This is a genomic window from Neobacillus mesonae, assembly GCF_023715155.1.
Taxonomy (GTDB): domain Bacteria; phylum Bacillota; class Bacilli; order Bacillales; family Cytobacillaceae; genus Neobacillus; species Neobacillus mesonae_A.
Map to the genome: position 1 here is coordinate 98,118 of NZ_JAMBNQ010000013.1, position 13,759 is coordinate 111,876.

A 13,759-nucleotide genomic window follows, 5' to 3' on the forward strand; every position below is an offset into this window, starting at 1 on the left:
TTCTCATGGCTGCCATTACAAGATTTTATGACTTTTATCGACCTGACCTAGGAAATGAACCCGATAGACTCCGTATCTATCCTGACTACTTTATTTTCCATGTTGGGAAACGTCATATGAACCTTTATTGGATGGATATTTGGCCGCTCCATAAGGAAGTCGTGGTGGAGGATGATCCAGAAAGGATTCTGGAAGCGATTAATGACCGTGCCATCACTCGATTAATTGTCGAGGATGGTGAAGCAGCGCCGGCCAATTTTTTACGGGAAACATTCAGCAGTGCTCATCACCGGATTGTCAGTGCACTGGCCTACTCTCCCTTCGGCAGGGCGGCACATGGAGATATCATGATTGCAAGTTGTTCCAAAGTAGAAGAATACGTTCAATCTACTATTGAACTGACGGAGGATTTATCTGATATAGAAAAAAGAGAAATGGCATGGAGACGCCATTCTTTAATGCAAAATAACCGTGTTATAGAATCTTATAGGAGATTGGATGTTTCTGATGCTATTCAAAGGCTGGGGAGCACCAATGAGCAAAAAACTATTAAAAATCAGCTGTCTATCAATCTTTAAGTTATTATCGTAGGAAAGTAAATAAAAGTGACCTATAGGAAAAATACCACACCAACATTACCTGCTGTGGCCAATGAGAATAACCCAAATTGACAGAATTCTTAAAATATAGTAAAGTAAAATATAACTTTATTTTTAACTGGATGGATTTAAAAAGGATAAAAAAAGCTGCCTATTCCATCCAAATATATAGAGGGGATTCTTTCCTGATATAGTATTAGACAGCGTTTTCTTAGAGTCCGGGACTGGCTTTGCAACCTGTTTTTTGGCAGTGAATTGTTGGGGTGGAAGATTATGAATCGTAAAGAGATACAAATGACGCGAATGTGGGAATATTTCATTGATGCAACTGCACAAATTATTGAAACTGAAGGAATAGAGAATGTTACGATAAGAAAGATAGGGAAACTTGCAGGTTATACAAGTTCAACTATTTATAACTACTTTGAAGAGCTCTCACACTTAATTTTCTTTGCTTCTATGAGATTTATCAATCCATATATTAAAGAACTTTCCTACTATATGACGACCGGTAAAAATTCTATTGAAAAATACCTGTTAAGCTGGGAATGTTTTTGTAAACATTCATTTAAGGAACCACAAATCTATCATGCGATTTTTAATGCAGATTTAGGAGCAAAACCGGAAGAATTATTGAAGCATTACTTCGAAGTATATCAAAATGACTTAACGGGGTTGGCTGAAGAGGTCAAGCCATTAATTTTCGAACACAATATATCGAAAAGAAGTAAAGCCGTATTACAGAAAGCAGTTGAAGAAGGATACCTGGATCAAGATGAAAGTGAAGATATTAATAATATGACGATTCTTATTTGGCGGGGAATGTTAACAACTGTTCTAAATAATCGCAGGGATTATAAACAAGATGAGACCGTAGAAGAAACCATGAAATATGTTCGGAAAATAACGATGAGTGCTTTAAAAAAACCTATCGAATAGTATAACAGCAAAAAAAGGATAAGACTTTCCGTGTTATGGAGGCCCTTGTCTTTTTTTTTGTGCTGTAAAGATTGATGTGATTTTGACGCATTATCTAATTCACATCAATCTTTACAAGTTTTTAACACGAAATTAAAATCTTTTCCTGCATTCCTTTATATAATGAAATTAAAGATGAAGAACTAATAGATCTTGTCTCGGGGAGGGACCGGGCAATTTTATTTGAGGTAAGGGGAGTCGGAGGATGACAAGAATTTTTCATGTGCTTTATGGCTATGAGTGCCGGGTTTTCCAGGGGATTAACCGTCACTTTGAGCGGGTATGGCTGAATTTCTTTTTTCGTATGGTCACGCACCTGGGCGGGGCGAGATTCACGATTTCTGCCGTTGTGCTTCTTTATCTCACAGCATGGTCCAAGGAATACCGGCTGCTGGCCATTGCCAGCGCTATGGCTTTATCGTCAAGTCATATACCGGTGCAGCTTGTTAAGATGCTGTTTCCTAGAAAAAGACCTTATTTAACAATCGAAAAAACCAAGTTTCCGGAAAATCCTTTAAAAGATCATTCTTTTCCTTCAGGGCATACAACGGCTGTTTTTGCCATTTTAACGCCTTATATTTTATTCATCCCGCACATCTCCATTATCCTTATTCTAATCGGTTTAAGTGTTGGAATCTCCAGAATCTACTTAGGACTGCACTATCCATCAGATGTGATGGCTGGGGCACTCTTAGGGATTTGTGCCGGGGGTGTAAGCTACCTCTTATTATGTGTTTGAATCATGACCGAAACAAAAGGCGCCATCCATTGCTGATGGCGCTTTTCCTATCCATTTTAATCTTCGAGCTGGAACGTATGGGTGAAATGAGCCTTGCCATTTTCATCCTTAATTTCGACGGTTGCTTTTTGTGTTGCAGGGTCAATACGGAATACGCCGAAGTTGAAGAAGTTTCCTTCCGCATATAATTTTTCAGGGCCGAAGGTTGGGTCGAGTGTTCCTGGATTAATTTTCACTGCGCCGATCGGACCGCTGATAAGTTCGTTGTAATCTGTTTTTCCGTCTTGATTGGCATCATATTTAATCACTTCGGCAAAATGGACGTCGGTTGTGACGAAGAAGACGTTTTTGATTTTATTCTTCACAATAAAGTCAGAGATTTCCTTGAACTCAGTTTCAAATCCTGTTGGATCATTCGGGTTTACATTGTTGCCATTTGCCCAGCCGTCTCTTGCCAATGCCTTACCAGTTGGAATGGAGATTGGCACAGATGATGCGACTAGTTTCACTTTTGCATCAGACTCAAGAAGCTGCTGTTTCAGCCATTCTACTTGTTCATTTCCAAGCATCGTTTTATTCGGTCCGTCTGCCTGGGTGTTAGGAGAGCGGTAGCCGCGGTTGTTCAAAATCACCATATCCATTGTGTTTCCCCAAGAATACTTGTGGTACAGCTTGTCCGCGTCACTGCGTTCATCTGAAATTGGCCAGTAGTTTTCAAACGCGCGTAATCCGGTTGGAGTCAGCGGCTGGGACGGGCCGGAGAAGTCATTGGTTACTTCATGGTCATCCCAAATGGCGTAAGTTCCTGTTTTCTGCAAGAGGCTGCGGAATCCTTTATCTGTGCGGATTTCTTTATACTTTGCCCAGAAATCCTCTACTTTTTGTGAAGGAGGATTCGGTACAGCTGGTGTTGGACTGTCTGCATAAATTGTGTCTCCGCTGAATAGGAAGAAGTCAGGATTTAACGCGGACATCGCTTCGAACGATTTATATGGCGGAATCACGCCATGACCGCCTGTATCTCCGCCCCAAACCATCGTCAATGGTTTTAAGCTGTTTTCCTCCGGCGCTGTTTTAAATGAACCATTGGCAGAATACTTGCTGGAAACAGCATGTGCCCGGTAATAATACTTGGTATCCGGCTTTAACCCGTCCACTTTTACTTTTACGGTAAAATCGTTCTTGGCATCTGCCTTGCTTGTTTTCACAATGGTATTATGTTTGAATGTGCTGTCTGTAGAAATTTCAAATTGCACGTTGGCTTTTTCGCTGGCTCTGGTCCAAAGGACAGCAGAAGAATCGGTCACATCACCGCTTGCCGCACCGTGTGAAATAAACGGCTTGTCCAAAAGATTCTCATATTGATCCGGGTAGTTGGTGAATTGCCCGTCAACGCCAAGAGAGGTCAGCGAAACCATATCATCCTGAGAATTAACAGTCCAAGGGTGTACAAGAAGCTTGTTCTCATGGGCAGCTTGCATCAGCTTCGGAACCACTAATTCTTTGCTTGGGCCTACCCCTGCTGCATAGTCAGAGATTCGCTTCATTTCCTGGAATACATCTTTGCCGTTCAGCATTTTTGCATTATATAGCTGAATCAGTTTTACATTTGGGGCAAGTTCATGCACCTTTCGAAGGCTATCCTCACTAAATGATTCGAGGAATAATTTCTTTTCATCCAGGACATTGGTCTTTTTCAAGATGTCAATTACTTTCTCTTCCATTCCCGGATAGACATTTGGCGCTTTTGTTTCCATGTAAAGACCGACCTTGCCATTTCCGTGCTTCTTGACGAATTGAATGGCTTCCTCAAGTGTCGGTACTTTTTGGCCAATGTACGCTTGTTTCGCTCGCTCCGGATAGGCCTTATTAAACCATGACCCTGCATCAAGACGCTTAATTTCATCAAGCGTGAAATCTTTTACCCGCCATGATGTCCGGTCTGGAAAAACTTCCTTGACATTGGTGGTTCGATTCAGTGTTTCATCATGCATGGCGATCAATTGGCCGTCTTTGGTCATTTGTAAATCAAATTCAACATAATCAGCCTTCATGGTGATGGCTTGTTTATAGGCGGCAAGTGTATGCTCCGGACCGTATCCAGAGGCACCTCGGTGGGCGATGACCGCTGCATCGGAGTTAAGTGGTTTTAAGGTGGATTGTCCGTTATCTGTTGCGGAAATTTCAATTGGTTTTGCTAAAACGGCATAGGGAGCAGCCGCTGAAACGGAAATGGACAGGCAGGCTAGTCCGGCTAGTAAACTCTTTTTCATTTTTCTATCACTCCTAGTAGTATGTATTCGGTTCTAAACATATAGGAGCAATATTGAGCGGGTGTTAATAGAGTATGAATACTCTGTAAATGGAGAAAAAACAGTTCCTTTTTCACATATTGCAGTTGTGAGAATGGAGTGGTTAATAGGAAAGAAGACCTGTATGCTGGCGACTTCTTTTTTCGAATGATTTCAAGTATCCTAAAAGAACAAGCAGCGATAGGAGGGTGACATGATGAAAAAAGTAGTGGCAGATGTGATTCAATTCCGCGGCTCCCATTATGATTTTGGGTTTAAACAGGGAGAGTTATTACGAGATTCTATTTTAGTGAAAAATAGGGAACGGCAGTGGAAGGTACGCAAACCGCTTTTTAAAATAGAGGTCGAAGAAACGAAACAAGTTTTTCAGCGTCTGGCTCCGCCTATTTGGGAAGAATTCGCAGGAATGCAGGAGGCCTTGGAATGGCCGATGGAACGGGTATTACTGGAATTCGGCGGGTATCGGGTCAATATTCGTCCTTCAGGCTGCTCCATTTATGTAGGGGAGAACTTCATGATCCGCAATTATGATTACCACCCCAAAACCTATGACGGGCGTTTGACGGTTTACCAGCCGACGGACGGGGGATATGCGGTGATTGGCCCGAGTCAGAAAATTACCGGCCGATGTGATGGGCTAAATGAAAAAGGTTTGTCGATGGGGTATACCTTTATGAACCGGAAACGCCCGGGTGACGGCTTTATCTGCCATATGATTGGCAGGCTGATGCTTGAACTTTGTGCGAATACGGAGGAAGCGGTTGATTTATTGAAAGAGATTCCCCACCGCGGTTCTTTCAGTTATGTACTATTTGATAGAAGCTGCGGGAAGCCGTATATTGTTGAGACATCGCCAAGAAGGGTGGAAGTCCACCGTGGATATGCCTGTACCAACCATTTTCGAGTGTTGACAGAGGAGAATCGCCATAATCTCGATGACTCGAAGAAACGGCTCGAAATGATAGAAGGAAACCAAGGTTTGAGCGGAAATGAGGCATACCATCTTTTAAATGACAGGGATCAAGGTGTATTTTCTGATTTATACGGAAGTTGGGCAGGCACCATTCACACCTCCGCCTATTTTCCGAAAGAAATGGAAGTCTGGTTTGCCCTTGGCGGGGACCAGAAACCGTACAAGTTCGATTTTTCTAAATGGCTGAATGGGGAGGACCTCGTAGTGGAACAGATTGAGGGCAAGGTTGATACGGATATTCCATTTGTGAATATGGAGAAGGCGGATTGGTTTAGATAGTGATAGGGTGTCCAGCTCTTGCTGGACCCCTTTTTTTATTGGGGAGTGATGAAGGCTGGTTGGTTTATTTTGAAAATGGAATAGGATTACTTTCTTCAGCATCTTCCTGAAAGAAAGTAATCCTATGTAGAATAGTTTTTCATTCCTTTTCCCATTTTTTCGGGTTGAATGTTAAGGCTGGATTAGAAATTAAAGATCTCTTTGCCTGTTAAAAGATGTTTCTTCATCACATTTTTAGCATTTTCAAAGTCTTGTTCCCTTAGGTAGTCATTAATACTAATATGGTCGTCAATAGATCTTTGCATTTTGGATAAATCTCTAGTAAACCTCCTCATCGCATGTTGAAATAAGCGGTCATTCACGTCATTTAAAATTTTAATAAAATAATCGTTATCGAAGGCCTTTAAAAATATCTTATGATATTCCAAATCTGACTTAATAAACCCGTATACATCTTTTTGTTTCATGAGGGATTTTTGTTCTCTAACTTTTTCTTCTAATTGTTGTAAATGTTCATCTGTAAATTGATCTGACATTCTTTCAAATGTGTATAATTCGATTGCCAGCCTAACATTCGTTAAATCGTTGGCCTCTTTTGCAGACACTTCTTTAATATAGGCTCCTCTTTGAGGGGATATCTCGACCATGTTCCCGCTTTGAAGTCTTTGTAAGGCCTCGCGGATAGGGGTCCTGCTCATATTTAAAATCTTTACGAGTTCATTTTCAGATAAAAAAGGACCCTCAAACTCCTCGCGGATAATCATATCTTTAATTTTCTCATAGGCAATATCTTTTAAATAGATCTTTTTCTCCAACACAAACACCTGCTATTTTCATATTATTTACTAACGAAACTTAATTTTCTATGTGCCAGGCAAGGAATACTTTCTCTGGCATTCTCAACTCTTTCCATCTTCATTTCAGCCATAATAAATCCTTCATCTTCAGGTGCTCTTGCAATAACGGTCCCCCAAGGGTCGATGATCATACTATTCCCATAGCAGGCTTTACCTGGAGCAGTACTGCCATATTGTCCGGCTGCTATTACATAACATTGGTTTTCAATGGCGCGTGCACGTAATAAAACTTCCCAATGCAGCATACCGGTATACTGGGTGAAAGCAGCTGGGACAAATAACACTTTTGCTCCGTTAACGGCGTGGTTTCTAAATAATTCAGGAAATCTTAGATCATAACAAATACTTAAACCAGCCTTTCCAAAAGGTAAATCAACAAGTACAGGTGAGTCGCCCCCTTGAATGGTGCTAGATTCTTTATAACTTGGCATGCCGTTTATTTCAATATCAAATAAATGGATTTTGTTATATTTTCCAATTACTTCACCATTAGGATTGATAATAAAACTAGTATTATAGGACTTTTCTTCCGTAAATTTTTCTACTATACTGCCAGCATGGATGAAGACTTCGTTTTCCCGGGCCAGTTCTGAAAGCATTCTGGGTGTCTCTCCATTCGGAATACTTTCAGCAGCAAACCTTTTCTCATGATCCTCTCCCATAAAATTAAAATATTCCGGAAGCGATATCAACTCAGCACCACTTTGAACTGCTTGAATGATATATTCTTTTGCTTTCCTTAGGTTTTCCTGTTTGTCTGACTTAGAGTTTAATTGAATAACGGCAACTTTCATAAAAAATCCTCCCGATTTAGGTAATGGTAAACATCTCTATTTTGCTGAATAATCAGCTCCCTAAAATTGGAAGATATACTGCTATTCTATTCATTTAGGGGCTGAAGTATGAAAGGTCTACTGAGAACTAAGAAGTGATGGCAGCCATAATGAGAGTTGAGGGAAATACGTGATTAAAACGAGTGCGATGATTAATGGAATATAGAATGGAATAATACTCTTTACAATGCTTTCGAATGGTATTTTTCCAACTCTGCTCATGACATATAATCCTAAACCAACTGGCGGTGTAGCCATTCCGATTAATAGGTTATAGCACATTACGATTCCGAAATGGATTCGATCAATACCTAAACTATCAATGATCGGTAATAAAATGGGAATCATGATTAATTTGATTGGAATTCCTTCCATAATACTTCCTAAGAATAGAAGAAGAATATTAATGATTAAAAGCATGAAGAATTTATTTTCTGTGACATCTAATAGAAAGTCAGATAATAATACAGGTAATTGCTCGGCAGATATAATCCATCCCATTGCTGATCCCACGCCTATAAGGAACATGATAAGTGCGGTTGAATGAATAGAGGAAATGAAACCCTCTTTTAAACTTGCCCATGTAAATTCCTTATAGATTGCTGCACAAATTAAAGAATAGATGACGGCTATAAGTCCTGCTTCGGTTGGGGTGACCACTCCTCCAAGCATTCCCCCTAATATGACAGCAGGTGCAAGCAGTGCGAAGAATCCATCTTTAAATGTTTTTCCTAATGTTTTTAGTTCAAAAGGTGCAGGGGGAGGAGCTGTAATGGTTCCTTTTGTTACTCCAAAATGCACATATACAGCAAGTGTCAGTGCAATAATTAAGCCGGGAATAATTCCTGCCATAAATAACTTTTCCACTGAAACTTCTGCTAGATAGGCATAAACAATTAGAGGAACACTAGGCGGGATAATGGCGCCTATAACCGAAGAAGCTAAGGTTAATGCGGCGCTAAAGGGTTTTCTGTATCCTTTATCAACCATTGCTTTTAACTCAACTGCCCCTAAACCTGCTTGGTCACCAACTGCTGTGCCTGAGATTCCGGCAAAAATGACACTTGCAAAAATATTAACCTGTGCAAGGCCGCCTCTTATATGCCCAAGAAGTGCTGTGCAGAAATCAAAAATACGCTGCGTAATCCCGGATGTATTCATTAAATTTCCTGCTAATATGAAAAGTGGAATGGCTAGTAAGGTATATCCTTTAATCCCTTCTACAATCGTTAAAGATATCACCTCTGTTGCGTAGCCGCCCATGAATAATGCGACGATGGTTGCGATGGCCATGGAAAATGAAACGGGAAAACCGATGCCTAGAAGAACAAGGAAGATAATAAACATTGATAAACCGATAACCATATTATTGATCCCCCTCTTCCGCAGCGAAAAGATCTAATTGTGATGTCAGTACCATGATTAATTGGTGGATGGAATATAGAACAATCAGGATCATTAGAAAAGCTAATGGTGCGATAAACCATGCAGATGATGCTTTCATAATAGTTGTCATTTTTTCAAGATGACTGATGGTTAGTTTTGTAGTAAAAATAAGCATGATAAACGAGACAGCAAATAGTAAAATACTATTTACTGCTCCTGCTAATTTTTTAATCTTTGCATTACATTTTTGTACAAGAAAGGTGATTGAAATGTCCTCGCGAATCACCACAATTTTTCCAAAGCCTAAAAAGGTAATCCAGCAAATTAAAATGGAAGCAAACTCTTGTGACCATACAAATGAATAATGGAAGAAATACCTGGAAGTGACCTCCATGGTTAATAGGACAATCAAACCTAAGAAGGCGATTAGGGCCACGAACAGATAGAGGTTTGCAATCCTATCTATGATTTTCTTCATCACAGCTCCCCTGTTCTATTATTTGATAGATTTGATTTGATCGACATAACCTTTCGGAAGCTTTCCTTCCTTTTCAAGTTGGTAATGGAAGTCAGCGAAAGCATTAACCCATTCCTCTTTATTAATTTCAAATATTTCAATGTGATGTTCCTTTTTCATAAGCTCCAGGTGTTCTTTTACTTCCTTATCCGTCAGCTCTTTCGCATACTCACCGGTTTCGTTGGCGGCGTCGATTAAAATCTTTTGCTGCTCCTTTGATAGGCTGGAGAATTTATCTTCATTTATAGCGATGACAACGTCCTGTGGATATTCATCAATAACCGTCATGTAAGGTGCAACTTCTGAAAATTTCATCGGCCATACCAAGGAAATAGGGGAGGTAACGGCATCAACTAGATTTTGTTTTAATGCTAAGTAAGTCTCTGTCCATGCAACTACGGTTGGATTTGCTTCTACAGACTTATAGGCGGAAGAATAAAAGGCTGATTCAAATGAACGGAGTTTAAGCCCTTTTAAATCTTCAACACTCTTAATAGGTTTCTTAGATAACATGACTCTGTACGGACCGCGGACGAAATTCCGTTTTGTATTAAGGATGCGCACGCCTTTTTCAATCATCGCTTTATTGACCTCTTGACCCATTTCGCCGGTGCTGTATTTTTGATAATGATCAAAATCCCTAAACAGATAAGGAATGCTGCCCACTTCCATTCTAGGATCGACATCAGCGAATAGCGGCGCCCCTTCAGCATACATATCCTGTGAACCTAACTGCATATTATCCAGCTGTGTTGTTCCTTTGCCGAGCTGTTCAGCTGGATATACTTTCACTTTTAATTCCCCATTGCTTCTTTCTGAAACGAGTTTGGCAAAGTGTTCAAATGCTTGCCCTTCTGCGGTATCTTGAGGCATTTTAGTTCCCAGCTTTAATTCAATTGTTTCTTTAGTACTGCCAGAAGAACTGTTATCATTGCCACAGGCACTTAACACGAAAATAAAGAGTAAGGCAATAACCCCTAATAGCGCTTTTTTCATATTTCATTCCCCGCTTCGTATAAGTTTTATAGGACCGGTGATCAAGGCTATTTACATAATTTCTCTTTCAATAATTCATCAGCTTTGGTTAAACTGCTCAATGCTGCTCCTTCGTCTAACAGCTTTTTCGTAACAGGTTCACGTTGTTCGCTGGCTTCCGCTTTTACTAATATTTCATCGTAAGATAGATTAGGAGGTAAGACCAACACTCCGTTATCATCAGCTATGATTAAGTCCCCAGGCTCTACCACAACACCGCCGCACTGGACAGATGTATTAATTTCTCCGCTTTGTCCATACAGCTTCGTTGTGATTGGCGATAGGCCGGTAGCGAACACAGGGACCCCTATTTTTCTAATAGCCTGGATGTCTGTACAAGGACCATCAATAATGATGCCTGCAAGTTTTTTTACATTTGCTGCATAGGCGACCATTTCCCCAACACATGCGTGTTTGGTATCACCGTTACGATCAATAATTAGGACATCCCCTTCTTCGGCAAGACTTACGGCCTTATGAACCATAGTAGAATCATTAACAGAGGTCCTTACAGTAAAGGCAGTACCAACTACTTTCACGTCTTGTAACATAGATTTCACTCTAGGGTCCATAAATCCATAATGAAGATGGTGGCCAATTGTAGCGGGTTCTACCTTTTTAAATCTTTTTAGTACAACCTCTGTTAATTGTTCGTTTGTCACACGGTCTTGTATTCTCATTTTATCTCCTCCTTGAATATCACTTGTATACAACTTATATATATGATGTATTCAAGAAAATATTAACCAAGTATTTAAAATCTCTAGATTATTTTTTGGAATGTGAAAGGATAGGAGTGCTGCAAGATTTAAATAGATTAAATCCCAAGAAATAGCCGCAATAGTTCTATCAACGTATGATAAAATGAATCATAGAAACCTAACTAAACAGGTACTGGAATAGGAGGAATATCTTTGTCTCAAGATTATGGAGAAACGATTGATAAAACTGTCCAGGAAATGAAAAAGTTAGAGGATGAGGCGAAAACTTTTTATCAGAAGCAGAAGGGAATGATCCAGAAGCCTCCAAGAAAAAGACGCCGTTTATCGTTTGATAAAACCCATCATTCAAAGGAAGAAGAACGGGAAAAAAGAGATGCGTTAAAGCCAAAGTTGATTGAGCAAAATGAATTGTTTCATTTTAAACCTGCGCAGACAGCGATACAATTAACCAATGAAGCCGTCTCATATGCTTCAATTGGAAATTATGAAATGGCTGTTCCTAAATTTATAGAGGCAGTTGAGCATTTTGATTCTTCCTGCGATATGATCTTTAATTTGGGGAAGGCTGGACTAGAAAGTGGTAATTTCGCAGGCCTTTTTGATCTGTTGGACTACTGGTTTATGACAGAAGATGGCGATTATTATCATGATCAGTTACAAAAGCTGCTCCATTTAGAATTTGAAGGCGATATTGTTTTGGGGTTTATCAATGGCAATAGTCCCCTTGTTTTTGAAATCAAAGAGGATATGGCGGAAATTACGGAAGGGATGGATGAGTTTCAAGGATGTACGCTTCCGCTTATGTATAAAATCCCAGTTTCGCTGGAACTTGAACGAAAAGACAAAGAGGAGATCACGCTTTTTGATTATGATTTTCTAAAACAATGGGCAGGTACAGTTGCGGGGCCGGAATTGCTGCAATATGAAATTATCCTTCCTGTTTCTAGTTTCCGACTATTTTTAAATCAATTTGCAGGTTCTGTTGTAAAGTTATCCAATCATCAGTATCAAGAGTTAACTGACTTTAATGATTTGCATCTTAGGTATGAAAAATATCAACATGAACAATTGAATTTAGAACCTCCAGATCGGTATGAAGCCCCAAGGATTTCGTATGTTCTTGTGGAAATTACGAAAGAAAGTAAGCCGGAATTTCTGAGCGATTTCAGGGATTTTGTGGATAGGCATGTGACAAAGGAAGTCAGCGACGAAGAACAGGATGCAATGGAGGATGCTTATTGGCAGAATCGTTACGAAGAAGAAGCCGATATGTACCGGTCCATAGACCTGCAGGAACAATACGAATATTTTTCAAACCAAGCTCATCTTTATGGTAAACTGGCTGCTTACCTGGAAAATTTAAGGTGTCACGTTGACAGGCCCTATGAATCTTTAAATCAGAAATTAATGGATGAAGCCGAGAATAAATACTGGGGTCTTTTAGGTGATGTCTTCGAGGAAGTTCTGAGAAAAAAACAGGTGAAGAAAGCTGCTGTTTCAATGAAGGGCATGAAAGAATCTGAAGAATTACTTTACCAGAAAAGGATTGAAAAGCTAATGGGAAAGGTGACTTCTGCTGAGGTAAAAGAGCCTTTATACTCCGAATTGGTGCCAATCGTTAAAGTTATTTCTGTCAGCCCAAAATCTGCTTTAAGTCATATGAGGAATGTGTTGGAGATTCTTTTAAAAAAAGGGATGCGTAAATTAGGATTAAATCCAAATGGCGAAACTCTATTCAACTTAATGAACAGCACCATTTATACGCGAAATAAAAAAATAGACGATTACATGCATGAAATAAGAAAGACCGTCAATCAGCATGGAGATCACTTTGATGAATCAAAACAATTCAGTGTGGAAGCTGAAAAAATTAATCAAAAGTATGTCGAGGTTCTTTTAGATAAGCTATTAAAGGTTGTAGATTTTTACATTAAACAGTTTAAATTTTAATTAGAAGTGTTAATGATCCTCATCATTTTTATGGTGCGGATTATTTTTTTGAAAAAGATATTGACTTATATAAAATATGAGAGTAATATTACTAACTGTCGCTGAACGATTTGTTCCACTAAGAGGAACTCAAATCACGAGCGATAATAAACTTTTAAATCTTCTTCGTCTTTAAAAACTTTTTCTTGAAAAGTAACACTGGCGATGGTATGATATAAAGGTTCTCTTCGAAAGAGATTAACTTCTTTTTTAAAAAAAGAGTTGACCTTGTTTGAGAAGTGTGGTATTATTTTAAATGTCGCTTTTGCGATTGAAATTGTTCTTTGAAAACTAAACAAACAAAAACGTCAACAAACAATAAACTATCGAGTTTCTTCTATTATAATATAGTTGAATTCGAGCCAACGTAAATTTTATGAGCTAATCAACTCAACTTTTCCCCGTATTAACATGCAGTAATATCCTTTCGGATAAACTGCCTGTAAATACCCGATTGGTTCGACTAACCATCGCAGGAAAAACATTCTGCGATAGAAGTCTCACTTTATTGGAGAGTTTGATCCTGGCTCAGGACGAACG

The 13,759-nt window shown here is 39.5% G+C and carries 12 protein-coding genes; 5 read left to right on the top strand and 7 right to left on the bottom strand.

Annotated elements, in window-relative coordinates; all coding sequences use genetic code 11:
* Positions 1-5: 5 nt before the first annotated feature.
* From M3183_RS13160 to M3183_RS13170, 3 genes are all read left to right on the top strand, one after another.
* Positions 6-578 carry a hypothetical protein gene (locus M3183_RS13160; protein ID WP_251470402.1) on the top strand — a complete coding sequence of 191 codons (573 nt, stop codon included), beginning with the start codon at positions 6-8 and terminating at the stop codon, positions 576-578.
* Positions 579-872: 294 nt separating this feature from the next.
* Positions 873-1,538, top strand: a complete 666-nt coding sequence (locus M3183_RS13165; protein WP_251470405.1) for a TetR/AcrR family transcriptional regulator — start codon at positions 873-875, stop codon at positions 1,536-1,538.
* Between the two features lie 244 nt (positions 1,539-1,782).
* The gene (locus M3183_RS13170; RefSeq protein ID WP_251470409.1) at positions 1,783-2,316 is read left to right on the top strand and encodes a phosphatase PAP2 family protein; all 534 of its coding nucleotides are present in this window, start codon (positions 1,783-1,785) and stop codon (positions 2,314-2,316) included.
* A gap of 56 nt (positions 2,317-2,372) precedes the next feature.
* On the opposite strand, the gene M3183_RS13175 is transcribed toward M3183_RS13170, so the two are convergent.
* On the bottom strand, positions 2,373-4,589 hold the full coding sequence (locus M3183_RS13175; protein WP_251470410.1) for a glycerophosphodiester phosphodiesterase family protein: 2,217 nt from the start codon (positions 4,587-4,589) through the stop codon (positions 2,373-2,375).
* Positions 4,590-4,824: 235 nt separating this feature from the next.
* Here M3183_RS13175 and M3183_RS13180 point away from each other — a divergent pair, with 235 nt between their 5' ends.
* On the top strand, positions 4,825-5,880 hold the full coding sequence (locus tag M3183_RS13180) for a C45 family autoproteolytic acyltransferase/hydolase (protein ID WP_251470432.1): 1,056 nt from the start codon (positions 4,825-4,827) through the stop codon (positions 5,878-5,880).
* Positions 5,881-6,062: 182 nt separating this feature from the next.
* On the opposite strand, the gene M3183_RS13185 is transcribed toward M3183_RS13180, so the two are convergent.
* From M3183_RS13185 to M3183_RS13210, 6 genes are all read right to left on the bottom strand, one after another.
* A complete protein-coding gene (locus tag M3183_RS13185; RefSeq protein WP_251470414.1) occupies positions 6,063-6,695 on the bottom strand; it encodes a GntR family transcriptional regulator in 633 nt (210 codons plus the stop codon).
* Between the two features lie 23 nt (positions 6,696-6,718).
* Positions 6,719-7,531 (bottom strand): carbon-nitrogen hydrolase family protein, encoded by an 813-nt coding sequence (locus M3183_RS13190; protein ID WP_251470416.1) that lies wholly within the window; start codon positions 7,529-7,531, stop codon positions 6,719-6,721.
* 117 nt (positions 7,532-7,648) lie between these two features.
* Positions 7,649-8,935: a TRAP transporter large permease gene (locus tag M3183_RS13195; protein ID WP_251470418.1), complete on the bottom strand. Its 1,287-nt coding sequence runs from the start codon at positions 8,933-8,935 to the stop codon at positions 7,649-7,651.
* A 1-nt stretch (position 8,936) separates the two neighbouring features.
* Positions 8,937-9,434, bottom strand: a complete 498-nt coding sequence (locus M3183_RS13200) for a TRAP transporter small permease (RefSeq protein WP_251470420.1) — start codon at positions 9,432-9,434, stop codon at positions 8,937-8,939.
* An 18-nt stretch (positions 9,435-9,452) separates the two neighbouring features.
* On the bottom strand, positions 9,453-10,469 hold the full coding sequence (locus M3183_RS13205) for a TRAP transporter substrate-binding protein (RefSeq protein WP_251470422.1): 1,017 nt from the start codon (positions 10,467-10,469) through the stop codon (positions 9,453-9,455).
* Positions 10,470-10,516: 47 nt separating this feature from the next.
* A complete protein-coding gene (locus tag M3183_RS13210) occupies positions 10,517-11,188 on the bottom strand; it encodes an RraA family protein (RefSeq protein WP_251470424.1) in 672 nt (223 codons plus the stop codon).
* A gap of 234 nt (positions 11,189-11,422) precedes the next feature.
* Between M3183_RS13210 and M3183_RS13215 the strand changes: the two genes are divergently transcribed.
* Positions 11,423-13,180: a hypothetical protein gene (locus M3183_RS13215; RefSeq protein WP_251470426.1), complete on the top strand. Its 1,758-nt coding sequence runs from the start codon at positions 11,423-11,425 to the stop codon at positions 13,178-13,180.
* The last annotated feature ends 579 nt before the right edge of the window (positions 13,181-13,759 follow it).